At 35.4% G+C, this 26,472-nt stretch carries 23 protein-coding genes; 16 read left to right on the plus strand and 7 right to left on the minus strand.

Translation table 11 applies throughout. The annotated features are described in order from the left end of the window. Positions 1–36 precede the first annotated feature (36 nt). The 3 genes from PB01_RS05975 (at position 37) to PB01_RS05985 (ending at position 3,325) form a co-directional block, all read left to right on the plus strand. Positions 37–711, plus strand: coding sequence for a response regulator transcription factor (locus PB01_RS05975; protein ID WP_151699356.1), 675 nt, complete (start codon positions 37–39; stop codon positions 709–711). Continuing rightward, positions 708–2,045, plus strand: coding sequence for a HAMP domain-containing sensor histidine kinase (locus PB01_RS05980; RefSeq protein WP_151699357.1), 1,338 nt, complete (start codon positions 708–710; stop codon positions 2,043–2,045). The genes PB01_RS05975 and PB01_RS05980 overlap by 4 nt, the downstream gene beginning before the upstream one ends. A 305-nt stretch (positions 2,046–2,350) precedes the next feature. After that, on the plus strand, positions 2,351–3,325 hold the full coding sequence (locus PB01_RS05985; RefSeq protein ID WP_151699358.1) for an alpha/beta fold hydrolase: 975 nt from the start codon (positions 2,351–2,353) through the stop codon (positions 3,323–3,325). 74 nt (positions 3,326–3,399) lie between these two features. On the opposite strand, the gene PB01_RS05990 is transcribed toward PB01_RS05985, so the two are convergent. Then, a complete protein-coding gene (locus tag PB01_RS05990) occupies positions 3,400–4,590 on the minus strand; it encodes a coenzyme F420-0:L-glutamate ligase (protein ID WP_151699359.1) in 1,191 nt (396 codons plus the stop codon). Positions 4,591–4,710: 120 nt separating this feature from the next. Here PB01_RS05990 and PB01_RS05995 point away from each other — a divergent pair, with 120 nt between their 5' ends. Both PB01_RS05995 and PB01_RS06000 read left to right on the plus strand, forming a co-directional pair. Beyond that, positions 4,711–5,604, plus strand: a complete 894-nt coding sequence (locus PB01_RS05995; RefSeq protein WP_151699360.1) for a LysR family transcriptional regulator — start codon at positions 4,711–4,713, stop codon at positions 5,602–5,604. A 14-nt stretch (positions 5,605–5,618) separates the two neighbouring features. Further along, positions 5,619–6,494 (plus strand): LysR family transcriptional regulator, encoded by an 876-nt coding sequence (locus tag PB01_RS06000; protein ID WP_225986182.1) that lies wholly within the window; start codon positions 5,619–5,621, stop codon positions 6,492–6,494. Between the two features lie 1,153 nt (positions 6,495–7,647). Here the strand turns inward: PB01_RS06000 and PB01_RS06005 are convergent. Further along, the gene (locus PB01_RS06005; RefSeq protein ID WP_151701984.1) at positions 7,648–8,544 is read right to left on the minus strand and encodes a PhzF family phenazine biosynthesis protein; all 897 of its coding nucleotides are present in this window, start codon (positions 8,542–8,544) and stop codon (positions 7,648–7,650) included. Positions 8,545–8,764: 220 nt separating this feature from the next. On the opposite strand from PB01_RS06005, the gene PB01_RS06010 reads away from it, so the two are divergent. Genes PB01_RS06010 through tatC form a run of 4 tightly spaced genes read left to right on the plus strand, consistent with a single transcriptional unit; the run spans position 8,765 to position 12,362 of the window. Beyond that, positions 8,765–9,520, plus strand: coding sequence for a gluconate 2-dehydrogenase subunit 3 family protein (locus PB01_RS06010; protein ID WP_151699361.1), 756 nt, complete (start codon positions 8,765–8,767; stop codon positions 9,518–9,520). A 14-nt stretch (positions 9,521–9,534) separates the two neighbouring features. Next, positions 9,535–11,247, plus strand: a complete 1,713-nt coding sequence (locus tag PB01_RS06015; protein WP_151699362.1) for a GMC family oxidoreductase — start codon at positions 9,535–9,537, stop codon at positions 11,245–11,247. A 20-nt stretch (positions 11,248–11,267) separates the two neighbouring features. After that, positions 11,268–11,471: a twin-arginine translocase TatA/TatE family subunit gene (gene tatA / locus PB01_RS06020; RefSeq protein ID WP_151699363.1), complete on the plus strand. Its 204-nt coding sequence runs from the start codon at positions 11,268–11,270 to the stop codon at positions 11,469–11,471. 15 nt (positions 11,472–11,486) lie between these two features. Further along, complete coding sequence (tatC, locus tag PB01_RS06025) at positions 11,487–12,362, plus strand: twin-arginine translocase subunit TatC (RefSeq protein ID WP_151699364.1); 876 nt, start codon at positions 11,487–11,489, stop codon at positions 12,360–12,362. An 831-nt stretch (positions 12,363–13,193) separates the two neighbouring features. Here the strand turns inward: tatC and PB01_RS06030 are convergent. From PB01_RS06030 to PB01_RS06040, 3 genes are read right to left on the minus strand one after another with little or no spacing between them, the layout of a single operon-like run. Beyond that, positions 13,194–13,340, minus strand: a complete 147-nt coding sequence (locus tag PB01_RS06030) for a FeoB-associated Cys-rich membrane protein (protein ID WP_151699365.1) — start codon at positions 13,338–13,340, stop codon at positions 13,194–13,196. Between the two features lie 23 nt (positions 13,341–13,363). After that, a complete protein-coding gene (feoB, locus tag PB01_RS06035; RefSeq protein WP_151699366.1) occupies positions 13,364–15,370 on the minus strand; it encodes a ferrous iron transport protein B in 2,007 nt (668 codons plus the stop codon). Beyond that, positions 15,367–15,594, minus strand: coding sequence for a FeoA family protein (locus PB01_RS06040; protein ID WP_151699367.1), 228 nt, complete (start codon positions 15,592–15,594; stop codon positions 15,367–15,369). The genes feoB and PB01_RS06040 overlap by 4 nt, the downstream gene beginning before the upstream one ends. 232 nt (positions 15,595–15,826) lie before the next feature. On the opposite strand from PB01_RS06040, the gene PB01_RS06045 reads away from it, so the two are divergent. From PB01_RS06045 to PB01_RS06055, 3 genes are all read left to right on the plus strand, one after another. Further along, positions 15,827–16,501 carry a response regulator transcription factor gene (locus PB01_RS06045; RefSeq protein WP_151699368.1) on the plus strand — a complete coding sequence of 225 codons (675 nt, stop codon included), beginning with the start codon at positions 15,827–15,829 and terminating at the stop codon, positions 16,499–16,501. Continuing rightward, positions 16,491–17,825 carry a sensor histidine kinase gene (locus PB01_RS06050; RefSeq protein ID WP_151699369.1) on the plus strand — a complete coding sequence of 445 codons (1,335 nt, stop codon included), beginning with the start codon at positions 16,491–16,493 and terminating at the stop codon, positions 17,823–17,825. Before PB01_RS06045 ends, PB01_RS06050 begins: the two co-directional genes overlap by 11 nt. 405 nt (positions 17,826–18,230) lie before the next feature. Next, on the plus strand, positions 18,231–19,013 hold the full coding sequence (locus PB01_RS06055; protein WP_225986256.1) for a COG4705 family protein: 783 nt from the start codon (positions 18,231–18,233) through the stop codon (positions 19,011–19,013). Between the two features lie 119 nt (positions 19,014–19,132). Here PB01_RS06055 and PB01_RS06060 read toward each other — a convergent pair whose 3' ends face one another. Then, positions 19,133–20,332: a polysaccharide deacetylase family protein gene (locus PB01_RS06060; protein ID WP_151699371.1), complete on the minus strand. Its 1,200-nt coding sequence runs from the start codon at positions 20,330–20,332 to the stop codon at positions 19,133–19,135. Positions 20,333–20,372: 40 nt separating this feature from the next. Next, complete coding sequence (locus PB01_RS06065) at positions 20,373–21,095, minus strand: hypothetical protein (RefSeq protein ID WP_151699372.1); 723 nt, start codon at positions 21,093–21,095, stop codon at positions 20,373–20,375. Between the two features lie 653 nt (positions 21,096–21,748). Here PB01_RS06065 and hprK point away from each other — a divergent pair. The 4 genes from hprK (at position 21,749) to PB01_RS06085 (ending at position 26,365) form a co-directional block, all read left to right on the plus strand. After that, a complete protein-coding gene (gene hprK, locus PB01_RS06070) occupies positions 21,749–22,678 on the plus strand; it encodes an HPr(Ser) kinase/phosphatase (protein WP_151699373.1) in 930 nt (309 codons plus the stop codon). A 178-nt stretch (positions 22,679–22,856) separates the two neighbouring features. Further along, a complete protein-coding gene (locus PB01_RS06075) occupies positions 22,857–24,605 on the plus strand; it encodes an ABC transporter ATP-binding protein (protein WP_151699374.1) in 1,749 nt (582 codons plus the stop codon). A gap of 21 nt (positions 24,606–24,626) precedes the next feature. After that, positions 24,627–25,304 carry a response regulator transcription factor gene (locus PB01_RS06080; protein ID WP_151699375.1) on the plus strand — a complete coding sequence of 226 codons (678 nt, stop codon included), beginning with the start codon at positions 24,627–24,629 and terminating at the stop codon, positions 25,302–25,304. Beyond that, positions 25,301–26,365 carry a HAMP domain-containing sensor histidine kinase gene (locus PB01_RS06085; RefSeq protein ID WP_192797489.1) on the plus strand — a complete coding sequence of 355 codons (1,065 nt, stop codon included), beginning with the start codon at positions 25,301–25,303 and terminating at the stop codon, positions 26,363–26,365. Before PB01_RS06080 ends, PB01_RS06085 begins: the two co-directional genes overlap by 4 nt. Positions 26,366–26,472 lie beyond the last annotated feature (107 nt).

A 26,472-nucleotide genomic window follows, 5' to 3' on the forward strand; every position in this document is an offset into this window, starting at 1 on the left:
CAGTTTGTTATAATAAAAGGAATAGGTGGTGATTCCTTGATAAATATATTAGTAACGGAAGATGATCGGAATATTAGAAGACTAATCCGTGAGTACCTATTAAAGGCTGGCTATAATGTGTTCGATGCAGAGGATGGGTCAAGTGCCCTTAAATTGTTAGATAAACATCATATTGATTTGCTAATAACAGATATCATGATGCCAAGTATCGACGGATTGGAATTGACAGTTGCTCTTCGTAATTCAGGTTTCGATCTTCCGATATTAATGATAACGGCATTGGAAAGCTTTAAGGATAAAAAAAATGGTTTCTATTCAGGTGCCGATGATTATCTAGTTAAACCAATTGATATGGAAGAATTAGTGCTTCGTGTGTCTGCACTTTTACGAAGAGCAAAGATTGCCAATGATAAGAAGTTGGAATATGGTGATATAGTTCTTCATTATGAACAATACACCGTTGTGGCAAAGGATGCTACTTTTGAATTACCTAAAAAGGAATTCCAATTACTTTACAAATTGTTATCCCAGCCTAAAAAGATATTTACCCGACAACAGCTGATGGATGAAATATGGGGATTTGATACACAAAGTGATATACGGACAGTAGATGTCCATATTAAACGGATTCGAGAGAAATTAGCGGAAATGAAAGAATTTGAAATAGTTACAGTCCGAGGATTAGGCTACAAGGTGGAGAAAAAAAGATGAGAAAGAACAAACTTCTTCATTCAATTTATGTACGATTTGTCCTAATATTTGTAGGCGTATTATTCTTTTCATCTACTCTATCCTTTGGCATTATTACAACCATACATTTGGGGAGTATAAAAGCGGATGTTCAAAATCAACTTATCGATCGAACAAAAACGATTCAAAAACTAGTAATTAATAAAAAAACACCTATTAATGAGGCGGTTAGTTATTTTAAAGGTGATTCGAACATCCTTGTATTTAATAACATTGAAAAACTATTAAGTGATAAAAGGCTTACTTCTCTTTCAAGTGTTTCCGCTGATTTAAAAGATGGCAAAATAATATCCGGCGAATTGACGGGCAAAGCAGCTTGGCCTTTTTCCGCTGTCTATCTGAATGAGCACTATCTTGTTGTTCTTCCGAATATGGAGAATAATCAAATTGATAAATTTAGAAACACAGCAAAAACGTATTTACTAACAACTATTTTGCTTGGTTCTTTGCTTACTTTATTGGCGGTGTCAATGATTGTTAAACCAATAAAAGCGATAACAAAGGCTTCCATTGAAGTAGCAAATGGGCATTTTGATATTCGTATTAAGGAAAAAGGTAATGACGAAGTTACAGAGCTTGCAAGGAATTTTAACATCATGGCAAAAGAGTTAAAGGCAAACGAATATTTGCATAAGGAGTTTGTATCCTCTGTTTCACATGAGTTCAAAACACCTATTACATCGATCCATGGTTTTGGAAAACTTTTAAAGGATAAGCAGACTTCAGAGGAACTACGGGAGGAATATCTTGATATTATCATTGCTGAAAGTGAACGGCTTTCCAAACTTTCTACCAACCTGCTTCTATTAACAGAGCTTGATCATCAAGTCAATATCCTCCAAAAAGGCAGCTTTTCACTTGATGAGCAGATACGTACGGTTTTGTTGCTTTTGCAAGAGCAATGGGATCACAAAAATATAGAGCTAGAAGTAGACTTAGAAGAAGTTAGCTTTATAGGCAATGAAGAGTTATTACAACAAGTCTGGATTAATCTTATGGTTAATGCCATAAAATTTACAGCGAATGCGGGAACGATATCTGTTAAGTTAAAAGTAAGGGATGATTTTATCCTTGCTTCCATTTCGGATAACGGTATAGGAATCGCTGAAAGTGAGCAGGAAATAATATTTGACCGATTTTACAAAGCAGATAAATCTCGTTCAACCTCTGGAACGGGTCTAGGTTTATCTATTGTGAAAAATATAGTTCAGCTACACAAAGGAAGAGTTTGGGTAGAAAGTGAGTTGGGTGACGGTAGTACTTTTTATGTTCAGTTGAAAAAAATGGCAACCTAGTCAGTACACATCATTCTTTGTTTAAAGAGATGCATCTAAATATTGGAGAAGAAACGTTATTCGTAATGGGGATGTTTCTCCTCTTTTTTTAACGATGGAAGAAGTGTTGTATCCTAGGTCATTTTTAAATAGTTAGGTTCAAACTTCTTCCCTTAGACACGAAGGAATGTATATTAAAACTAACAAAGGGAGAATCCTACTCTTTAACAAGATGAAGTTGTATGCTATTAATAAACACTCGTTCCTTGTTCAAATAAAATTCGGGGAATTAGTAGCTAGCTTCGAAATAGTAAAGGGGAATTCGCATGTTTACACGTAAAACAGCCCTCATTCAAAATGAAAATAGCATTGCTAAACTTAAAGCAATTACAATAGGTGGAGTGCAGCAATGGATTACCGTTAGAGGAGAAGACAAAAGAATGCCTGTCTTGCTCTTTTTACATGGGGGACCAGGAACAAGTCAGATGGCGCTTATAGGTGATTACCAGAAGGAATTAGAAAAACATTTCGTTGTTGTCAACTGGGATCAAAGAGGAGCAGGGTTGTCCTATACAAAACAAGTCACAAAAGAAACCATGACAATTGAACAATTCCTAAAAGATACGATCGAATTAACCAACTATTTAAGAAATGAATTTCTGCAAGATAAAATATATTTAGTAGGGCATTCGTGGGGTACCATTTTAGGATTACTCGCGATAAACGACCATCCTGAATTATATCATCACTATTTTGGTGTTTCCCAAGTATTAAATATGAGTAAAATAGAAGAACTTTCTTATCGATTGATATTAGAAAAAGCTAGGAAACACAACCATCAAAAAGCGATTACCCAGTTAACAGAGATGGGAAAGCCTCCTTGGAGCAGTTTCAAAAATAATCGGATTTACCAAAAATATTTAGAAGTATTTAAAAGTGGAATTTCTCGTGATGGAGTTCTTTTGAAAACGTTTGTGAAAAAAATGTTCAAAAGCAGTGAATATACATTTTGGGATATGATTCGTTTCATTAGAGGGCAATATTTTAGCAATAAAAACCTTATGGATGAAGTAAGAAGCTTAGATTTAAGTGAAATGATACGATTTGTAAAAGTGCCAATTACGCTGATGATGGGTAGACATGATTTAGCTACACCAGCTGAACTAACAAAAATTTGGTTTGACAGACTCAAAGCGGCAGAAAAAGATTGGGTTTGGTTTGAACGATCAGCTCACTCTCCTTTGTTTGAAGAAAACCAAAAATTTATTGAACTTGTATTAGCCCAAACAGAAAGACGCTAGAAGAAAATGAATGAAATTCTAATATAAATAAGCAATGCTCGTATAAACGAGCATTGCTTATTTACTATTTCATATTATTTCGTATAGTTATCAAAATAACCTTGAATAAAGATTATAGGAGTACCTTTATCTCCGCTTCCTGATGTTAAATCAGATAGAGAGCCAATTAGATCTGTAAGCTTTCTAGGTGTTGTCCCTTGTGCTTCCATAGCTCCAACTAGATCTTCATTTTTATTTGTAATGTATTCTGAAACAGCTTGTTGAAGTTCTTCTCCTCTTAAATGAGCAAAATTATTATCAGCAAGATATTTTAATTTAATTTCATTTGGTGTGCCATCAAGACCAGCTGTGTAAGCAGGTGAAACTACTGGGTCTGCAAGTTCCCAAATTTTACCTACAGGATCTTTGAATGCTCCATCCCCATAAATCATGACTTCTACATTTTTTCCTGTTTTTTCTTTTAGGATTTGCTGAATATTATCAACGATAGGTTGACAATCACGTGGGAAAAGTTTCACACTATCTTCAGTTGATTTGTTGGAACCTAACAGACCATATGCTTCATTACATCCACTGCCATCAATAGACTCGGATAAAATGTTATCAAGGCTGTAGATTTTCTCTCCACCATTTGCTTTTAATATTCTCTTCGTTCTGAATCTTGTATGTATATCACATGTAAGAACGTTTTTTGTATAATCTAAAATAGTTTTTGGATTATTGGAGAATATAACTTCACATTCCACGCCATATTCTTCAATCAATGATTTGTAATAATCGATATAGTCAACGCCAGTGAATGGATGTTTATTGTATCCAAAATGGTCACGGAATTGTTTTTCTGTTAACACATCTGTCCAAGGATTAACTCCTTTTTCATCAAGCATATCTAAATCCACTAAGTGATTTCCAACTTCATCAGATGGGTAGCTAAGCATTAAAACAACTTTTTTAGCGCCTTTTGCAATACCACGTAGACAAATTGCAAAGCGGTTACGACTTAAAATAGGGAAAATGACACCAATTGTATCTTCTCCAAATTTCGATTGTACGTCTTTCGCAATATGATCGATTGTAGCGTAATTTCCTTGCGCACGAGCAACGATTGACTCAGTTACCGTAACGATATCTTTATCTTGAAAATGGAAACCTTCTACTTCTGCTGCTTTTAATACGCTATCTACTACGATTTCTTCAATTTTGTCTCCTTGATTGATAATAGGACAACGAAGACCTCTTACAACTGTTCCAACTACTCTTTCCAAAATAATCGCTCCTTACAAGCTTTAAAGTTTATTTATATTTCGTAACTACTTGTACTATACATTGTTTTAGTGGTATAAGTAAAATGAATATATGTAATGGTAGGTATAAGGGAGACTTATATGATTAGCAAATTAGACTTATATAAAGTATTTTGTAAAGTAGGTAAAAGTGAAAGTTTTTCTAAAGCGGCAAAAGAGCTTTATATGACACAACCTGCTGTAAGCCAAGCAATCATGCAACTAGAAAGAGAACTGGATATTCGCCTTTTTAATAGAACGCCTAAAGGGGTATCTTTGACAAATGAAGGGACACTTCTATTTGAGTATGCTAATTCAGCACTCAATTTAATCCACGTTGGAGAAGAAAAGATTTTGGAATTTAAGAATTTAACGACAGGCGAATTAAATATCGGGGTAGGTGATACCATTTCAAGATACTTTTTACTTCCGTATTTAGAAGCTTTTCATAATAAATATCCAAATATAAAATTTAAGATTGTAAATGGTACAACATTAGAGCTATGTTCTATATTAAAATCAGGCAGGGTCGATATTGCAATTTGCAATTTCCCAATTGATGACTCCACACTAGAACTCATTCCATGTAACGAAGTTCATGATATTTTTGTTTGTGGGGAAAAATATAAGGAATTATTATCAACATCAACAAACCTAGAAGAATTAGTAAATCATCCTTTAATATTATTAGAACCAAAATCAGTTTCGAGAAATTATGTAGAGAATTATTTACTATCTAAAGGCATACAAGTTTCCCCAGAATTTGAACTAGGCTCGCATGACTTATTGCTAGAGTTTGCAAAAATAAACTTGGGAGTAGCATGTGTGACAAAAGAATTCTCTCTAGAATATTTAGATAAAGGAATACTATTTGAAATACAACTAGAAGAAGAAATACCGAAAAGAAATATAGGTGTTTGTTTCTTAAAAAGTGTGTCACTATCTCCGGCTGCCACAAAGTTTGTAGAAATAATAGAAAATAAACAGCGGAAATAAAAGGAGGGCATGTGTTGTCGATATTCCAATATGAGGTTTTTATCGAGGTTGTAGAAAGTGGTAGTTTTACAAAAGCGGGTGAAAAACTAGGGTTGTCCCAATCAGGTGTAAGCCATAATATATCTACACTTGAAACAGAACTCGGTATTATATTATTACATCGCAATCGAAATGGAACTTCACTAACCAATGCGGGATCAAGAGTTGTGTCACATATACGGCAAATCATTCATTATGGTAGATTGCTGGAGCAGGAAGCAGCGCTTATTCAAGGGATCGAGGTAGGATGCATTAAAATTGGCAGTTTCCCAAGCTTTTCTTCCAAGATGCTTCCATTTCTCATTAGCAAGTTTCGTACAATATATCCAGGTATCCAAATAGAATTATACGAGGGAGGTTATGATGAAATAAAAGGATGGCTTACTTCTGGAACAATCGATGTAGGTTTTCTTACACTTCCATTTACCGAATTCGAAACAATTCCATTGTTTGAGGATCAATTATTTGCTTTAGTGCCTGACAATCATCCACTCAGTATACATAAAGTAATTAATGTTCAATCCATTCACGAACAACCATTTATTATGCCAAAAGCGGGTTGTGAAATTTTAATAAAGAATCTATTTAGAAAAAATAATATACAACCTAATATAATCTTTGAAATAAAAGAAAATAATACAATTATTTCGATGGTTCAAGAAGAGCTTGGAATTACCATTATTCCTGAGATGGTGTTACCAAAAAGCATATCTAACACAAAAATTATTCCAATAGAACCTAATTTGTTTCGTGAAATAGGCATAGCGATTAAGTCAATGAAAGATGCATCCCCTTCAGTAAAAAAGTTTATCGGGATTGCGAAAGAATTATTACAATATGAAAAAGCTTAAACTGATGACCATTTGAAATGGTCCTAGCATAGAGAATGTATACGAATTTGATATAATAGAAATCCAGTATTCACAACGACTTGAAGTGCTTTTTAATGGTAACTACTTTAAGAAGGATTTCCTATATGTTTTTACTTTTACCGTCCACAGTATACATGAATAAGTGTGTGTATGATTAGAGTAGATGGTACTAGAGAAAAATAGATAGCATCCATGTATAAAGAAGCGCTGAGCGGACGAAATTGCATCTTCGTCCGCTTTTAAAAGAATAGGAAAGTATCTAATCTCTCCTTAAACAAACCTTACGCACCTTGTCTCTACATATTCCAAGAGGCGACGGACAAACATCCGCCACAAGATTACTGAAAAAAATGGATCGTGAAGTGACGCAGTCACTTCACAATCCACAAAAAAAAAACAGGTAATAGTGTAGCGATGATTCGTCCAAAGCACTCTGGGATAGAGAAGACAAGAGCACTTAAAGGACTCTAGAGTTTTTCTTAAAAGATAAGAAAGTATATGGTTTATCGTCCTGCGAAACCAGCGTTCATAGTACTTTAAAGAATTATATCATACTGCGGATTTTCGTTTCAGGTGGACGCGTTCCGCGGGGACGCGCATTCGCGTCGTTTGCGATGGCACATCTGTCTCCGAGGAACGAAGGCTAAGAGCGCCACATCGTGTGGCAACGCCTTCGTGACCAACATCCTGTTGGCCTTCCGCTGGAGTCGCCCAATCCATTAAGTGAGTAGTATCTAACAAGAAGATTTAGCCAAGCTGGCTCTAAAAGGATAAAATTAGTTTAAGTAAACGTAGTGATTATCAATCCTGTAATCTTAGTTGAATAAGAGATGCTATTGCTTTTTAAAATTTTGAACATCTGATAAAATGTAGTTCTCTATCTAATGTTCATAGATTATAAATGTCATCTATCTTACGAAGTAATTATAATTTGCCCAATACATACTAGTTGATTGGAGCGGAGGCGGCGACTTCTGCGGGAAAAGCGTGAGCTGAAAGCCCCGCAGGAGTGTAGCGACGAGGAGATTGAAGCCATGCCCGCGAAAAGCGTCTGCCGTAGCGGAAATCAAGGCTATTTCTATGGTTACTTTTGTTAAAAGGACCGGGCATCTTTTTGCCCGGTTTTTCTAATTTAGATAGTTAAAATTCCTCTAATTGTAACTGTTGCAGAACCAGCTACTTTTATAACAGGTTTTAAACCATTAGGTGTAACCGTCACATATAGAGTTCCTGGTCTACCGACTGCATCTCCTTGGGCAATCATTAGATGAGTCGTCTCCGTTTTTGAAAGGAAGTTTTCTAAGTAAAGAAAACCAGCCAATGCTCCATTTGCAGCACCAGTTACAGGATCCTCTGGTATGCCAATACCTGGTGCAAAATCTCTTGTATAAAGATCAAAGTCTTTCTCAGCATTAAAAGCATACAGATGTGTGGTGCTAATATTATGTTTTTTATTATGCTTCCCAAGAGCTGCAAGGTTTGGTGTTGCTTCGTCGATTGACTTTTGCTCTTTTATTGGAACAAGCAAATGCCAGTTTCCTGTGTTAGATAGCTTTATTGGATATGTTAGATCAATACTTTCTTCTTTGACACCGATTAATTCACTAAGCTCTTCAAGGTTGATTTCAATCTCCTGCATTTTAGGTGGTACTTGTGTCATTTCTACTAATTCTATTTTTCCATCTTCTTTATGCCAATTAACTGGAACTAATCCTACATTCGTTTCTAGTACAATACCTTCTTTCTTCTCTGCTAGTCCAAACTCAGTTGCTAGTAACCATGTCAAGCCGACAGTTGCATGACCACAGAAATTGACTTCTTCAGCAGGAGTGAAAAATTTCACTTTATAATCAACATTTTCTCTGTCTGATGGCAATAAAAACACCGACTCTGGTAAATTTAACTCTTTCGCAATACTTTGCATTTCAACTTCTGACAATTTTTCTGCATCTAATACAACTCCAGCTGTGTTTCCTCCAAATTTCTTCGTAGTAAAAGCATCTACATGATAAACCCGAATTTCTCTCATATGCAATATCCCCATTTCTTTATCTGTTACTAAATTCATCTTACATTGAACTAATACACCAGTAAAATGAATCTTTCTTATCAAATGAATTCAAAATGCTAATGCATATTCAGCTATTTAAAGAAATTGTTGTTCTGGACATTTAGTTTTATTGAATAAAAAAAATAAAATAAGAACATGCTTGGTTTAGATGGGATTACCTACTAAAGGAGGAATGAATATGGCAGATAATAATGGTTTATCACGGCGTGACTTTCTAAAGACAACAGGTATTGCAACAGGTGCCCTTGTAGGTGGTGGAATTATTGGTGGCCTTGTCGGATACAACGTCAACAAAACAGGAGGGAAAGTTGAACATACTGAGACGCATGGTGGTGGAAACGCTGCAACACAAGACATTAACCGTGGATTAATGTTTTTCACAAATCAAAACGAATTCCATGTACTTTCACAGGCAGTTGAACGAATTTTTCCTGAAGATGATTTAGGTCCAGGTGCTCTTGGTTTAGGGGTGCCGTACTTCATTGACAACCAGTTAGCTGGAAATTACGGAAGCAATGCAAAGGAATACATGCAAGGTCCATTTTTTGCTGGTGAATCTACGCAGGGCTACCAGAGTAGATTAACGCGTGCAGAGATATTTAGACATGGAATTGCAAAAATGGATGAAGAAGCACAAAAACGATTTAAAAAAGGGTTTGCAGAATTGGAAGGAAAGCAAATGGATGAGATATTAACTGCTTTCCAGAAAAATGAAATAGATATGAAAGGTGTTGCATCGGAGTTTTTCTTTAAATTACTTCGTACAGCAACGCTAGAAGGCGCTTATTCAGATCCAATATATAACGGCAATGTCAATATGGACGGATGGCGTATGAAAGGGTTTCCGGGTCATCAAATGGCCTATATTAATGTAATTGAAGATGAGAAGTATCAAAAAATTGAACCAAAATCGATTAGTAGCATGCAGCACTAAGGAGGGAAACATGAATGGCAAAGACATTAAACAAAGTGGATGTCGTTACAGTTGGGGTCGGATGGGCTGGAGGTATCATTGGCGCCGAATGCGCAAAGGCTGGAATGAAAGTACTGGGTCTTGAAAGAGGAAAGAAAAGAGGAACGGAAGATTTTCTGCTGGTACACGATGAGTATCGTTATGCAATTCGATATGATTTGATGCAGGATTTATCTAAAGAGACAGTTACGTTTAGAAACACTCGGAAACAAAGAGCACTTCCGATGAGACAAATGGGTTCTTTTCTTTTAGGCGAAGGGTTAGGTGGATCAGGTACGCATTGGAATGGAATGACCTATCGTTTCCTTCCTTATGATTTTCAAATTAAAACGGAAACAGAAAAGAAATATGGAAAGAATAAGTTACCTCCAGAATATCTCATACAGGATTGGGGGATAACTTATGACGAATTGGAACCTTATTTCGATAAATTCGAAAAGACGGCTGGATTATCGGGTGATGATAAAAATCCATTTGGGGGAAAACGGTCGTCTGGTTATCCAACACCTCCAATGAAGAGAACACCGATTTTAAAAAAGTTTGAGACATCAACCACAAAACTTGGTTATCATCCTTTTATGGTACCTTCCGCAAACTTATCGGAGGCTTACGTAAATCCTGATGGTGAATCGATCGCTCAATGCCAATATTGTGGTTTTTGCGAACGATTTGGTTGCGAGTATGGTGCAAAGACATCTCCTGAAATTACGGTTGTACCAACCGCTATGAAAACGGGTAATTATGATGTTCAATTCCATGCGAATGTCACTGAAATATTGAAATCTGGTGGTAAAGTAACAGGTGTAAAATATATAGATACACAAACAGGTGAGGAATTTATTCAACCTGCAGATGTGGTTGTATTAACTAGTTATGTCTTGAATAACGCTAAGTTATTGATGGTTTCGAAAATAGGAGAGCAATATAATCCTGACACTGGCAAAGGGACACTTGGGAAAAATTATGGGTATCAAATTGAACCAGGTACTTCTGGATTTTTTGATGAACAGATGAATGTGTTTATGGGTGCTGGTGCTTTGGGAATGACAATTGACGATTTTAACGGTGATAACTTCGATCACTCTAAACTTGATTTTATTCACGGAGCGAGTATAACTATTACGCAATCTGGAAGTAGGCCAATATTAACGAATCCAATTCCTCCAGACGTTCCGGTATGGGGTGCAGAATTTAAAAAATCATCCATTGAAAATTATTCTAGAACCTTATCTGTTTTTGGACAAGGTGCATCGATGCCACATAAAGAAAACTTTATGTCGTTAGATTCTAGTTATAAAGACGTTTACGGAGTGCCTCTTCTTCAGTTGACCTACAATTTTACTGAACAAGATCGTAACCTTCATGATTATATTAACAAAAGAACGGCAGAAATTATGAAGGATATGGGTGCAAAAACGGTTGTACCGGGAAGCCCAATCACCAATTACGACATTGTGCCATATCAATCGACGCATAATACTGGTGGAACTATTATGGGGGCTAATCCAGATAATAGTGTTGTGAATAATTATTTACAGCATTGGGATGCAGAAAACCTTTTTGTAGTTGGTGCTGGGAACTTTGCACATAATGGAGGCTATAACCCAACTGCAACTGTTGGAGCACTTGCATATCGTGCTGCGGAAGGTATCGTTAAGTACAGAAAAAGTGGAGGTTCGCTTGTTTAATTAGAAATGGAGGCATTTAGATGAGTTTAGCAAGTATCGGTATTCCGGGTTTAATCATTATTCTAGTTATTATCTTGATTTTGTTTGGTCCTAGGAAACTACCCGAAATTGGATCAGCTGTTGGGAAAACACTTGCTGAATTTAAGAAATCAACTCGGGAGATCATGGATGAAGAATCTGTCACAAAGAACATCGAGAGTATAGAGAAGAAAGAGATTGAATAGATAGTAGGTGATGAAATGGATCCGTACGGAGATCATAATCGCAAAATCTTAAGTCCGCTTGATAAAGTTCTAGAGGAACAGAAAGAGGCCGTCCATCAAGATGTAATAAAAGAGAGCAACTTTCAAGCTGAAAGTGTATTGGAATCAGAGATGCCGGCGAATGGTTTTAAAAACATCACGTCCATTGTTGAGCATCTCTCGGATTTAAGAAAACAGCTGATTAAAGGAACTGCAGTGTTTCTAGTATTTTTCTTAGCCGTATTTGCTTCCATTAATTTATGGTTCCCTTATGTCACGCGTGGTCATAAGTTAATAATCCTTGGCCCACTGGAAGTTGTTAAATTTTATATGTCCATTTCAATGGCATTAGCATTTGGATTGTCCTTGCCGTTTCTTTGTCATTTTTTATGGCAATTTGTAAAGCCTGGTTTAAACGAGCGAGAAAGTCGTTTTCTCAGTCTTTTTTCTCCGATTATGCTTCTCTTATTTATAGGTGGAGTTTCATTTGGATACTTTATTGTCAATCCACTTAGTTACCAATTTCTTGTCTCGCTTGGAGCTATGAATTTTACAGTTATGGTTTCCGCGCAAGAATATGTTCGATTTTTGCTTATGACCACAATGCCAATTGGTATAATATTTGAATTGCCAATAGTAGCGCTTTTTTTAGCTACGATTGGGTTGTTAACTGCAGTTACGATGAAAAAAGTGAGGAAATGGTCCTATCTTGCCATTGCAATTATTTCAGCACTTATTACACCTCCAGATTTTGTAAGTCAGCTAATTGTGCTCATACCAATGGTTTTGCTATATGAAGCAAGTATTCATATTGTTGTCTATGCAGAAAAAAGAAGCATTATTGCAAATAAAAAAACCGAAGCCCAATTATAGGGTTTCGGTTTTTTAAAATTTTACTTCACGACTGTTGATTATCATATTTTTTCCAACTAATATATTTAGGGTGAAGCACGATTAGTTTTCCGTCTTACCGTAGATATAATGCGTCTTAGTGACCGCCAGGATTTCCGCTCTAGGTGGAGGCTTTCCGAGGGGGGAGCGATGAGCCAGCACCGTCGCATGTGCGCCGTTTGTGCTGTCTCATCTGTCTCCCTAATCCCTTCGGAGTCGCCACCTGCCGCTGCAATCCAGCATATTTGCTAACTATTCCGTGTTACTATTCACTTATTAATCTTAACTATATTATCTAAAATAAAATCCAATAAATGGTTGGACGATTCAAATCACGGGGAGAATGCCACTACTTCTCTTAATAAAGCCTTAACTTTGCATTAAATTATATGTCTCCATTGAAAATATTCCGTATGTTGCGCATTATTTATTGGGTGATAATATCCGGATTAGTAGAGTGGATAACTTTGCGCAATACTACTGAATAGTTAATATGTTTCTTCTGGATTGGAGCGAAAGGGCGGCGACTCCTACCGGAGGCCAACAGGATGTTGGTCACGAAGGTGTTGCCACACGATGTGGCGCTTCTAGCCTTCGACCCTCTGTGGGCAAATGAGCCTTCACAACGAACGCGTAGCGGCGGTGAAGGCTCATCGCTCACCCGGTGGAAAGCGTCCGCCCTGCAGCGGAAATCCCAGCGGCAACTTTCTTACGACGTAATATATCTAAAAAGCGACCTGAAATATATAATTGTAAGCCATCGTCTTGTTTCTTTAAATAGAAGAAGAAGATGAATAATCAACAGATTTTATTTTACTTATTAGGTGAACAAGAAGTAGAACATTTCTCGCTTAATGCGCAACCAGCACATTTACCCATTTTGCTTCTTTTGACAAATCGGTAAAGAGTAAAGACAGCATATCCGAAAATGAGCACACCAAGAATGATGCTAACTAACATTTCGTATTCCTTCTTTCTGATAATTAGAATCCTAATAGTTTACCACCTTGGTAAATAATAATTGAAATAATATATGCAATGATTAAAGCGTAAATAATAGAAAACCATGTCCATTTTGCTGAACCTGTTTCTTTTTTTATAGCTGCAACAGTTGCTAGGCACGGAACATAAAGTAATATGAACGCTAAAAAGCTATAAGCTGAAAGTGGTGTAAAGAAGTCAGCCATAACGCCTTGTAGTGTGTGCATGTCTGGAGCAACGTAAATAATATTCATAGTGGAGACGACTACTTCTTTTGCAAGAAAACCAGTTAATAATGCGGCTCCGGCTTGCCAGTTACCGAATCCAATCGGTTTTAAAATTGGTGCAATAGCTCCACCAATTAGAGCAAGAAAACTTTCATCCATTGGAACATTCAAACCGTGTGGACCAGCATATGTTAATAGCCAAATTACAACGGACCCACCAAAAATAAATGTACCAGCTTTGCGAATAAAACCTTTTCCTTTTTCCCATGTACTTTGCAATAAAGTCTTAAGTTGTGGGATTCGATAAGGTGGTAATTCAATTACAAAAAAAGAGCTTGCTTGTTTTAAAATGGTAGATGAAAAAATCTTTGCTAGTGTTAAAGCTAGAATAATACCAAGTAAATAAAGTGATAGTACAATTAATGCTTGGTTATGTTTAAAAAATGCACCGACAAACAAACTGTATACAGTTAATCGGGCAGAACAAGACATTAGTGGTGTTAGAATGATAGTAAGTAGTCTTTCTTTTGGTTGTTCAATCGTTCTTGCAGCCATAATACCGGGTACATTGCATCCAAACCCAATAATCATTGGAATAAAAGCTTTTCCATTTAGTCCAATGCTCTCCATTATTTTATCCATAACCATGGCTACTCGCGCCATATAGCCTGAATCCTCAATAAAGGAAATGAGAAAGAAAAGCATAAAGATTTGCGGGACAAAAACAATAACTCCTCCAACACCTGCTACAATTCCTTGTAGAATTAATGCACGAATAAATTCAGTTGCACCTGCAGCGTTAAGCAAACTATTAAACGTGTCTGTAAGTGGTCCAGTGATAATATAATCTAAACCATCAGAAAGTGGTGTTCCCGCCCAATCGAACGTTAGTTTAAAGATGAGATAAGTAAATAACAAAAAGATAGGAAGTCCGAGCACTTTATTTGTCACAATATTATCAATTCGATCGGTAAGTGTATAATCATTATTTTTCGTCTGAAGCATACAGCAAATTAATAAAGATTGAATGTAGTTGCCACGAATTACACGGATATAGTGAGCAATTGAGATTGCCTGTGTTTCTGTCTGAATATCTCTTTTCGTCATTTCAAACAAATCATTCAAAGTCGAAGCAGGTATATATTTTGTAAGTAACTCTCGAACTAAGCTGTTTCCTTCAAAAAATTGGATGGCTAACCATCTGCTTGGTGGTAATTCTTGATTCGTTGGAATCAAAGTAATTACTTGCTCAATCGCTTTTTCGAGAGTTCTTCCGTAATCAATATAAAGTGGTGGTTGTTGAGAATTTGATGAAGAAAGCATAGAAGCCAGTTCTTCACAACCAGCACCTGAACGTGCAATAATTGGGGCAACCTGACAACCAAGACGATCAGATAATAGCTGAACGTCGATTTCCATCCCCCTAGCTTTCGCAACATCTATCATATTTAACCCAATAGTAAGTGGTTTTCCATATTCTAAAAGTTGTAAGGTCAAATATAAATTGCGCTCTAATTGGGAAGCGTCCACAATGTTTAATATTATTGAGACATCATCATAAAGAAGATAGTTAGTAGCTACTCCTTCGTCTCTAGATAATGGATTAAGTGAGTATACTCCTGGTAAATCAACTAAGTTTCCAAGATTATTTTTTAAGATGCCGACTTTTTTTTCAACTGTAACACCTGTCCAGTTTCCAACATATTCATAAGAACCCGTAAGCTTGTTGAATAAGGAAGTTTTTCCAGTGTTTGGGTTGCCGGCTAATGCAACTGTGATCATATGCTTTCCACTCGAATCATCTTAGCTTCACGACGGCGAATTCCTATTAATTGTCCTTTTGCTTCTATCGCAATCGGACCTCCCAACGGTAAAATACGTTTAATCATAATGACAGATCCTTGCATAATTCCTAAATCTAATAAACGACGTTGAACTAGTTCATTCATCTGATCTGTATTTGTAATACGAACTCTTTCACCTTTGTGTATTTCTGTTAATAGCATTCCATTCACCTCTATAGGATTGACACTAATTTTCAATTTTACTTTACAAGTATATGAGAATGATAATCACATGTAAACATAAATAATAAAGGATCGTAAATGATGTATAGAAGGTGTAATTGTTGCCATCCATCAACTGTATTTTTTCCGAATTTTTGTGTATATTAAATGTACTTTAACAAGAGCAAATGAATGGCTCGTTGGAAAATATTCTACAAGCAGGAGGCAATGTATGAAAATCCTATTAGCGGAGGACGACCATCGTTTAGGTAAGTTACTCGAACATATGTTAAAAAGAAAAGAAGGATATAACGTGGAATGGTATACAAATGGAAGAGATGCGTTTGAATATGCCAGAGATTCTCATTATGATGTATTAATTTTAGATTGGATGTTGCCAGAATTAGATGGGATTTCGGTTTGCCAAAAGTTAAGGCAAAATGGTTATACAGGTGCGATCCTAATTTTAACTGCAAAAGACAATGTAATGGATCGGGTCAAGGGTCTCGATTCGGGTGCGGATGATTATTTAACAAAGCCATTTGAATTTGAAGAGCTTTTTGCAAGAATACGTGTTCTTTCTCGAAGAAACTATGCTCCTTTACAAGAGGACGTGGTCATTTTTGGAAATCTTACTATGGATCGTATAAAACATACTTTACATCGTAATGGAGTTGAAATATCTTTAACTCCAAAAGAGTTCCAATTACTGGACTTATTAATTCGTAATAAAGGGAAGGTTCTAACCCGTGAAGTAATTCTCGATAGAATTTGGGGTTATAACGCAGAGGTAACAAGCAATTCAGTAGATGCCTATATTAGACTGCTTCGAAAAAAGGTGGACGAAGAAGGAAAAAAAACAATCATTTGCAATATTAGAGGAGTAGGATATTCGTTTGAAACATAATGTAAACGTATTTTCTACAACGAAAAAAAATTTATCCCAATATAACAGTAGAATGCTAATTGTATTCTTGTTACTTTTTAATATTGTAATAAGCGTATTTCTGTTTATCAACATGTACAATGAACAAAAAGTAACGATGATTGATATAGCTAAACAAGAGATAAAAGAGTTGCAAACAGATGGAGAAGAATTATCAAATGATCAAAATCATACTACCGGAACAGAATCTACTAATAATAATACACAAGGTGTTTTATTAACTTATTTTCTAAAATCAAATAATGAACTACTAATTATTGATGAGTTTTCACCCCAAATGAGAACGGTCCTGTTAAAAATAGTAGAAAATTGGAAGCCAGTTGAAATGGAAGTTAAATATCAAGAGGTGGAAATATCCAAAGAGGACTCTGTCTATTTACTCATCGTTTCACAAAATGTTTATGAACATGATAAGCTAAAAGGAACTATTTATATTGGAAAAGATATTACTTTTTTAAGAAATATGTTTATCCACTTTTTATTTATCCTTCTTGGAATTTCACTGATCTTTTTTGTCATTGCCCTGGTAGTTGGACGAGTCATGACAAAACGGGCGATGGATCCGATTATAAAAACATATCATCTACAATCGGAGTTCATAGCAGATGCTTCCCATGAGTTACGGACTCCATTAAGTGTTGTAAAATCTGGTTTAGATGTTATTGAATATGAAGAGGGAAACAAGTTTTCCGCTTTTTCTAAAAGTATTTTATCTGATTTAAAGGAAGAGATTAGAAGTACTACACAACTAGTTAGTAATTTATTATTTTTAATCCGTTCAGATTCAGGGGAACAATCGTCGTTTGTTGAGCATTTTGATTTGCAAGAGTTAATGCAACAAATTTTAAGGTCATTCCATCATTTGTCAGAAACGAAGAAGATAAAGTTAGATTTACAAACTCTAACCCCACTCGGACTATTGACAGATAGGGAAAAATTAAAGCAATTGCTGTATATCTTAATGGATAATGCAATGAAATACACGCCTAGCAATGGAAAGATAAGTATCTACTATGAACTTAAGTCTGATCAACAAAGCGAGATGCTGTATATTGTTGTTAGTGACAATGGTATTGGCATTCCTATAGAACAACAAGAGCGGATATTTGACCGTTTTTACCGGGTGGATAAAAGTCGTTCACGTCAAAGTGGAAGTTCAGGTCTTGGATTACCAATTGGTAAATCTATTGTAGAATCATTAAACGGTACTATAGAGGTTTCTAGCTCATTGGATAAAGGAAGCGAGTTTACAATAATGATTCCACTATCGAAAAATCAAAATTAGTAGTTGAAACAATTTCATAATTCAAAGTTAGAGCATTAAACAAGTACAATATTAAAGTAATATGTGAGAATATTTATAATATGCTCTTCATAAATCAGCATGATTCCGCTATCGGCGGACGCTTTCTGCGGGAGGATCGATGAGCCATCACCGCCTGCCGCTCCAATCAATAATATTAACATTGTTCGTGTTTTAATAAATAAATGCTATTAATGAAATTAACTCAGTTAATAATTATTCTGAAGAATATTTTCTTAGTAATACCGAATTTTTCATTTAATTTTCATTTTTGTTTTTTATAGTTGTCTTATAGGGATGGCATTAAAAAATGAGGAGGATTAATAAATGGGACAGTATAGAAACAAGCAAGATACTAATAGCAAAAGCTCATCTATCACTGAGGAAATGCTGAAATCGCAATCAGCTGGTAGAAACATGTTAAATAAAGTTCCGGTAATCATCACAATCTATTTCTGGATTATTAAAATTATGGCAACAACCGTGGGGGAGACGGCAGCAGACTTTTTGAACGATAAGTTTAACTTAGGTCTAACTATCACCACCCTTATAATGGGAGCACTTTTACTCATCACTTTGGCATTTCAGTTCAAAGCTACTAAGTACGTACCGAGTTTATATTGGTTAACGGTTGTATTAATCAGTGTGGTAGGTACGCTAGGTTCCGATAATTTAGTTGATAATTTAGGAGTGCCGCTGGTGACAACCACCATCATTTTCAGTATTGCGGTTCTGATCAGCTTTGCTTTTTGGTATGCGAGTGAGAAGACATTATCCATACACTCTATCCATTCGACTAAGCGAGAAGTCTTTTACTGGGTTGCTATCTTGTTCACCTTTGCTTTAGGTACAGCTGCCGGTGACCTTATAGCAGAGGGGCTTAACATTGGTTACTTGAATTCAGCTATTATGTTCGCTGTTTTGATAGGTTTAGTAGTTATTGCTTATTATCGTTTTAAAATGAATGCAGTGTTGGCCTTCTGGATTGCTTACGTTTTAACACGACCATTCGGAGCTTCTCTTGGAGACTATTTGTCACAATCTCACCATGCAGGTGGTCTTGGACTGGGTACGATGGGTACTAGTCTAATCTTTCTCATTACAATTTTGGGATTAGTTATCTACTTAACAAAGACAAAAATAGATAATCCGGTTCAAACAGAAGGGTAATTTGAAAAGTTGATGATGGCTACCAAAAGTCAAATGCTAGTTCAAACCGGTTGACTATAAGCTAATAGTAATAAAACGAAAGAAATTCCATTTGTTCCTTCATAACAAATGGAATTTCTTTAATATAAAGTTACAATTTCTAAATCTTGATCCTTTAAGTATTCAATTATCTTAGGCAGCACGTCTACAACTATTTGAGATTCATGAAGGAGGATAATAGATCCAGATGATTTAGTTACTTGTATATACTTAAAGATTTCATCAGCATCTTGGTTTTTCCAATCTTCTGTATCCGCATTCCAAAGTACTATCTTGTTATGGGATTCTTTCATTAGCTCAATTGTTAATTCGTTTTTAGAGCCATAAGGTGGTCTAAAAAGGGTCACTTCTTCATGAGTAATTTCTTCTATTAATTGATTAGTTTGCATAAGTTCATCTTTTTGCATTTGATAGGAAATTTTCGTGAAATCTGGATGAGTCATAGAATGTCCGCCAATAGAATAACCATGTGATTTTACATATTGAACGGAATCAGGATGTTTCTTCACATTACTTCCTATGAAGAAGAATGTACCGCCAACTTGGTTCTCCATTAATATATCTGTAATCTTATTTGAAAATTTTGAAGGGCCATCATCGAAAGTTAAGGCAACTTTCCCCTTAGGAATACTATAGGTAACCATATCTTCTAGTTTGACAAATGGAGAAATTACTTCTTCTTGGTCAAAGTCATTTGCTGATTCAGTTTCATCTTCGTAATTGCTAATAGCAAGTAGATTTTCTTCTTGAGCTATTACTATTGCCTTTCCAGTTGCTTCTCCCTTTTTAAGAAGAGAAGTGCATAATATAATAATGAATACAGTACTTACCAAAGCAATAATTTTCCAAGAAAGTTTTCGATTAAATCGATTAGAACTTGCATCGTCATTTTCTGAAAAATTAAGAGGATCTGGATTACCAGGGGAGATAGGTAAATTCTTTATCTGAGGTATTTCTTCGTTGTACTTTAAAGCATGTAATCCATTTACAAAAGCTTTTGAGCAAGAAAAATGAACTTTACTACTTTGATCTCGATACGTCTTTGTTATAAAACTAGTATATTTGTTTCTATTGGAGTCACTTACGCTTTGAAAGGATAATCTGTATTTATGAAGGCCGCCAAGATCGGTAACTGTCTTCAAATTTTCAGCTGTTTCATAGTCAATTTCCCAAAGAAATTCAATGTCATCCTCAGATAATATTCTTATTCGCAAAAAGGAATGGTTAGGTGTGCTATCGATTGATAGTAGTTCCAACAGTTTCCCTTGATAGACAGACATAGTTGTCTCCTTTCTCTACTAGTGAAAAGAAAACCCATTATTATACTTTGTTAGTCATAGTTTTTGAAGAGAATGAAAAAGACATTCTCTCTGTAAAATCATTAATTGTTTGCATCAACTCTGATTTCTCTTCAAGTATCTTCGCATTTTGTTCTACGTACTTTTTATTTTCTATCTCAATCTCTCTCATTTTTTCTTCGAGTTCTCTTATATTTAACATATTTTGATATTGAATATTGTTCGATTCGTCTTTAAGCAGATTATATTTATTGATTTGTTTATCTAGTTGATTTGAAACTTTATCAAAATCGCTGTTTGAAGTATTTTGATAATCTTTAAAATCTTCAAGAAGTTGTTCGTATACCATTTGCTTATTTGTTAAATTAGCTTCCAGTACATGGATTTCTTTATGGTTGTCTTGAATAATTTGTTCTTTTTTAACCAACTCCTGCTTTATACGATTATTTGTTTCACTTGCTATGTATAATTGATCTTCAAGACCATCATTTTTATAGAGAATTAGTTGTCGGTCATGAAGTATGTTTTCTAAAGAAACAATTAAATCCAGTGATACTTTGTCCTGATTTTCTTTAGATAGTATGTACTTATCGGTTGTATAACGCTCATCTACATTGATAAGCTCGTTCTCTTCAATTGCAATCGTGCTTACTTCCTCATAAGGATTAGTTTGAGAAAACTGATTTTGATTAGAACGGACACTTTTAAACCAATTTATAGACTTGTTCCTATTATCTTTAGTCATAGTTCTATCTCCTAATAAATTAATGTGTTAAAACTACTATTAAATGATAAAGAAGAATAATAATTGATACTAAAGTAATTATTTTCTGAACATCAAATAGGTTTCAAAATTACTAGTTTCTTTATTCTATTGTATGATTATGTAGAATAATGTCAACATAATATAATAATTTTAAGCTCTGATGAGTAAATTTTATTAAATATTACTTCGAGTTAATTTCATAAATAGCACTTAATTATTAAAAAACGAACAATACTTAATTTATTGATTTATTGATTGATTGGAGCGACAGGCGACGACTCCGGCGGTGATGGCTCATCGCTCACCCTGCGGAAATCGTCTGCCAATAGAGGAAATCAAGCTAATCTATGAAGAGTATATGAAACATATTCTTACATTTCACTTTAATGTTGTTCATGTTTTATGTTATAAATTTGAATTGTGAAATTGATTCCTACAACTGAATTTACTATTTTAGAATAAATCATCTAAGAAGTCATTGTTCTTTTCACTTTGAAGCAGTTATCGCTTAACCGTTCGATTGACTGGAGACCGTTATTAAAAATTTATAATAGGTACTTGCGCAGAACACATAATTACGGTAGCATTACAACTAATTTATGGTGAATTCGAGAAGGCGAGTGTTTATAAATATGAAAATAGTTACAGTAGAAGATATTGTCCGTCGGTTTTCTTTTGAGGTGTTAACAGGACAAGACCAATTGGCGAGAGAATTAAAGAAAACCAAAGTACGTCGACCTGGACTAGAGTTTATGGATAAATTCGATTTCATTGCGACAGAATATGTCCAGATTTTAGGGAAAAATGAAATAAATTATTTACATACACTTACAGAGGGTGAATGTAAACTTCGCATCGGAAATATTGTGCAATATGATCCTCCGTGCATTGTTATCACATCAAATCAAGAAGAGCCGCTCGGACTAATAGACTACTGTGTAGAAAAGAAAATTCCAGTATTACGTACTTACGATAGGATGAGTGAAGTATGTGAGAAGTTGGATGCATTTGTCGTAAAGGCGATGGCACCAGAAAGTGCAATTCACGGTGTTTGTGTTAATGTCTCTGGGATTGGTATTCTTTTGCGTGGCAAGTCTGGAGTTGGAAAAAGTGAAACGGCTCACACGTTGATCGGACGGGGTCATCGACTGGTGGCGGATGATATCGTCGTTTTAAAGAAATTAAGTCCCCAAACTCTCCTTGGCTCACATAATGATAAAAATAAAGAATTTCTCGCTTTGCGTAGTATTGGCCTCTTAAATGTCGTTCGACTATACGGAAGAGCCGCTTTTCAAGAAGAAACACGAATTGCGCTCGATATTGAACTGACAAAATGGGAGCATAATGCATTGAATAATGAACTAGAGTTAGAATCGAAGTTCACCGAATATATTGGTGTTCAAATTCCGCATATTCAAATTCAACTACAGCCAGGTCGTGATGTTGCTGGTTTAATAGAAGCAGCAGCGAATAACTGGTATTTAAAGCAGCAAGGATATAGTGCTGCGGAAGATTTTGTTAAGCGACTAGAACAAGATTTTGATGATTCTAAATCTAGCTAAGGTCATTAATGGTACGAAATTAGAAGGAAGCGTAAAAATAATTAGCAATATGGAATTAAAAGACATGTGCAGATAATGTGCATGTCTTTTTGAATTTCATTTCATATTCAGTTCATAAAGGAATGTTATAGTAATTATTGTAAGTTTGGAGAGAACGTCTCAAGGAGGAAAATGAACGATGAAAGAAACTATAAACGAAAATAAAAAAGGGAACTGGCGACAGTTTTTTCAACTGATAAAAGATACAGAACCACCAAAGCTTTTATTAATCATTGCGCTTTGTATGAGTTTTGCAACAACGGGAGTAGGGTTTGTTGTTCCTTTATTTACCAAACAATTAGTGGACGGTTTTTCAATCGAATCACTTGATTATTGGCAAATTATTTTACTAGTGATTGCATTTATTGCACAAGCAATAGCGAGTGGACTTTCAATTTATTTATTAAACCGTGTTGGTCATCATGTCGTAGCGAGTTTAAGAGATCGATTATGGAGAAAACTACTACATTTACCAATAGCCTATTATGATAATAATGATACAGGTGAGACCCTAAGTCGAGTAACGAATGATACCGCAGTTGTGAAGGAACTGATTACTGAACATCTTGCCAACTGTTTAACGGGTATTATTGCGATTATCGGTTCCGTAACCATTCTATTATTTTTGGATTGGAAAATGACATTAGTCATGCTGATTGCCGTTCCTATTGCTATGGTTATTTTAATGTTGTTAGGTAAACGGATGTTTGTCATTTCAAAAGGAATGCAAGATGAGACGGCAAAATTTACTGCCATATTAAATCAAGTATTACCAGAAACTCGTTTAGTCAAAGCATCCAATGCAGAAGAATTGGAATATAATCGTGGTAAGAAAGGCATTACGAATCTGTTCAATTTTGGTTTAAAAGAAGCGAAAATACATGCACTCATTACTCCTTTAATTTCTTTTGTTCTGATGATCGTACTTGTTACGATAATAGGATATGGGGGTGTTCGTGTCTCTTCTGGAGAACTTACAGCTGGTGACATGGTAGCATTTATTTTATATTTAATACAAATTATTATTCCAATGACTCAGCTAACAATGTTCTTTACTCAGTTGCAAAAAGCAATGGGTGCAACGGAACGAATTAGTGCAGTACTTGAACACGAAGAAGAAGATATTCATCAGGGCCATGATTTAGAGTCCGTAAACGAATCCATTCATGTAAATCATGTAGACTTTGCATATGGAGAAGAACGAATTTTATCGGACATTGATTTTACCATCGAACCAGGAAAAATAACGGCCATTGTTGGACCAAGTGGGGGAGGGAAGACAACTACATTTTCACTGTTGGAACGTTTTTATCAACCTACAAAAGGAACGATTACGCTTGGAAATACGCCAATTGATACGTTTTCTTTACATTCCTGGAGAAGTCATATCGGATACGTTGCTCAGGAAAGTGCACTCATTTCTGGGACAATACGTGATAACATTTGTTATGGAATTGAAAGGAAAGTAGAAGATGAGGAGCTTAAGAGGGTTGCTGAAATGGCTTATGCAGAACAATTTATTCAAGAGCTTCCACAAAAGTTTGATACAGAAGTAGGAGAACGAGGAGTCAAACTTTCTGGTGGCCAAAGACAACGAATTGCAATCGCACGGGCATTATTACGTAATCCTCAAATTTTAATGCTCGATGAAGCGACATCTAGTCTCGATAGTAATTCGGAAATTTTCGTTCAAAAAGCATTAGATAATTTAATGAAAGGAAGAACGACAATTGTGATAGCGCACCGTCTTTCTACCGTTGTTGATGCAGACAATATTTTATTTGTGGAAAAAGGACATATTACAGGTAGTGGAACGCATAATACGTTATTTCAATCACATGAAATGTATAGAGAGTTTGCAAAACAGCAATTGCGTATTCAAGAATAAGAGGGAGGGAGATTTGTTGCCATGACGAAACTATTAGTTGTAGACGATGATGAACATATTAGAGAATTAGTAAAAATATTTTTACAAAATGAAGGTTTAGATATAGTAGAAGCGTTGGATGGTATAGATGCATTATCCAAGCTTGAGTGTGAAAAAATTGATATGGTTATTATGGATATTATGATGCCAAATATGGATGGCTGGGAGTTATGTAGGGAAATACGAGAGTTTTACGATGATTTGCCAATTCTTATGCTGACTGCAAAAGGGGAAACTGCTCAAAAGGTGAAGGGGTTTAACCTTGGTACAGATGATTATCTTGTAAAGCCATTCGAGCCTGCGGAGTTAATCGTACGAGTAAAATCTATTCTAAAAAGATACCGTATCTCCTTGTCCCAGGTAGTCGAAGTCGGTAATGTTTGGATGAATCGAAACACATATGAGTTAATGTATATGGGGGAAAACATTACACTACGATTAAAGGAATTTGATCTATTATTTAAGTTAGCTAATTACCCTGGGAAAACATTTTCAAGGGAGCAATTAATAGAAGAAATTTGGGGATTTGATTATGAAGGCGATGAACGAACAGTAGATGTTCATATTAAGAGGTTGCGTGAACGATTTCCTATAGAAAATAGCGGATTTTCCATAAGAACCATACGGGGTCTTGGATATCGTTTGGAGCTGGGTTCATGAAAAAATGGAAGTTCATCGGAAAGATTCTAGCTGTGTTTGCACTTTTTCTAATAGCTACCACCGTTTTTGCGTTCCTTTCTTTTCATCTTACCTCTTATATTTATGATTGGATAGGGAAGTATCCTCAGGGATATTGGCAACAACTTATTACGGTAATAGGTGTAATTATATTCTTTTGGTGTACGGCAGCCATAACTTTTGTATTTGGTTCCAAGAGACAGCGGGTTTATTGGGATACGATTGTAGCTGCTTTACGACAAATGGCAACTGGAGATTTTAATGTAAAATTAGACCTTAAAGCAAATGGAGAAGATCAATTTGGACAGTTGATTAGCGGGATAAATAATATGGCGGTAGAATTGGGAGAAATGGAGAAAATGCGGCAAGAATTTATCTCCAATGTTTCACATGAGATTCAGTCTCCACTTACTTCCATTAATGGGTTTGCAAAAGCTTTGAAAAACATTGACTTAACGGATGAAAAAAGAATGCATTATTTAACGATCATAGAAACGGAGAGTAATCGTCTTTCTAAAATCAGTGATAATTTACTGAAGTTAACGTCTTTAGAATCGCAACATCACCCTTTTGAACCGAAAAAATATAGATTAGACAAACAGTTGCGAAGCGTTGTCCTTGCTTGTGAACCAAGATGGTTAGAGAAAAATATTGAAATGGACATTCAATTGGAAAGTGTATCAATAGAAGCCGATGAAGATCTGATGAATCAGGTGTGGATGAACATACTTAGTAATAGTATTAAATTTACACCTAATGCAGGTATGATTAGTATTCGTTTATGGAAAGAAGAGGATGCGGTAATTACTTCCATTATGGACAACGGAATAGGGATGACAGAAGAAGACCAATTGCATATTTTTGAACGATTCTTTAAATCGGACCAATCGCGAACGATATCCAATGGGGGAAGTGGCTTAGGGCTTTCTATTGTGAAAAAGATTGTAGAAATGCATCATGGCTCCATTTCTGTCCAAAGTAAGCTTGGGGAGAAAACGACATTTAGTATAACATTGCCTATACTACAGGGTGAAATAGAGTAAAAATAACTAGCTTTTAAGGCAATTATTATTAGATTGAATCGAAAAGGAAAATATACAATACTAAAATTACTCTGTAAAGTAAAAGAAGTTCCCATTTCATATATAAT

Source organism: Psychrobacillus glaciei, from assembly GCF_008973485.1.
In the GTDB taxonomy this organism is placed as follows: Bacteria; Bacillota; Bacilli; order Bacillales_A; family Planococcaceae; genus Psychrobacillus; species Psychrobacillus glaciei.

Excerpts from the sequence above, each read along its gene's own strand:
- PB01_RS06080 (WP_151699375.1), top strand. The coding sequence starts at position 24,627 with ATGACGAAACTATTAGTTGTAGACGATGATGAACATATTAGAGAATTA.
- PB01_RS05980 (WP_151699357.1), top strand. The coding sequence starts at position 708 with ATGAGAAAGAACAAACTTCTTCATTCAATTTATGTACGATTTGTCCTA.
- PB01_RS06045 (WP_151699368.1), top strand. The coding sequence starts at position 15,827 with ATGAAAATCCTATTAGCGGAGGACGACCATCGTTTAGGTAAGTTACTC.
- PB01_RS06010 (WP_151699361.1), top strand. The coding sequence starts at position 8,765 with ATGGCAGATAATAATGGTTTATCACGGCGTGACTTTCTAAAGACAACA.
- PB01_RS06030 (WP_151699365.1), bottom strand. The coding sequence starts at position 13,340 with ATGTTAGTTAGCATCATTCTTGGTGTGCTCATTTTCGGATATGCTGTC.
- PB01_RS06060 (WP_151699371.1), bottom strand. The coding sequence starts at position 20,332 with ATGTCTGTCTATCAAGGGAAACTGTTGGAACTACTATCAATCGATAGC.
- PB01_RS06065 (WP_151699372.1), bottom strand. The coding sequence starts at position 21,095 with ATGACTAAAGATAATAGGAACAAGTCTATAAATTGGTTTAAAAGTGTC.
- PB01_RS06055 (WP_225986256.1), top strand. The coding sequence starts at position 18,231 with ATGCTGAAATCGCAATCAGCTGGTAGAAACATGTTAAATAAAGTTCCG.
- PB01_RS06075 (WP_151699374.1), top strand. The coding sequence starts at position 22,857 with ATGAAAGAAACTATAAACGAAAATAAAAAAGGGAACTGGCGACAGTTT.
- PB01_RS06005 (WP_151701984.1), bottom strand. The coding sequence starts at position 8,544 with ATGAGAGAAATTCGGGTTTATCATGTAGATGCTTTTACTACGAAGAAA.
- hprK (WP_151699373.1), top strand. The coding sequence starts at position 21,749 with ATGAAAATAGTTACAGTAGAAGATATTGTCCGTCGGTTTTCTTTTGAG.
- PB01_RS06015 (WP_151699362.1), top strand. The coding sequence starts at position 9,535 with ATGGCAAAGACATTAAACAAAGTGGATGTCGTTACAGTTGGGGTCGGA.
- feoB (WP_151699366.1), bottom strand. The coding sequence starts at position 15,370 with ATGATCACAGTTGCATTAGCCGGCAACCCAAACACTGGAAAAACTTCC.
- tatA (WP_151699363.1), top strand. The coding sequence starts at position 11,268 with ATGAGTTTAGCAAGTATCGGTATTCCGGGTTTAATCATTATTCTAGTT.
- PB01_RS06040 (WP_151699367.1), bottom strand. The coding sequence starts at position 15,594 with ATGCTATTAACAGAAATACACAAAGGTGAAAGAGTTCGTATTACAAAT.
- PB01_RS05985 (WP_151699358.1), top strand. The coding sequence starts at position 2,351 with ATGTTTACACGTAAAACAGCCCTCATTCAAAATGAAAATAGCATTGCT.
- PB01_RS06085 (WP_192797489.1), top strand. The coding sequence starts at position 25,301 with ATGAAAAAATGGAAGTTCATCGGAAAGATTCTAGCTGTGTTTGCACTT.
- tatC (WP_151699364.1), top strand. The coding sequence starts at position 11,487 with ATGGATCCGTACGGAGATCATAATCGCAAAATCTTAAGTCCGCTTGAT.
- PB01_RS05995 (WP_151699360.1), top strand. The coding sequence starts at position 4,711 with ATGATTAGCAAATTAGACTTATATAAAGTATTTTGTAAAGTAGGTAAA.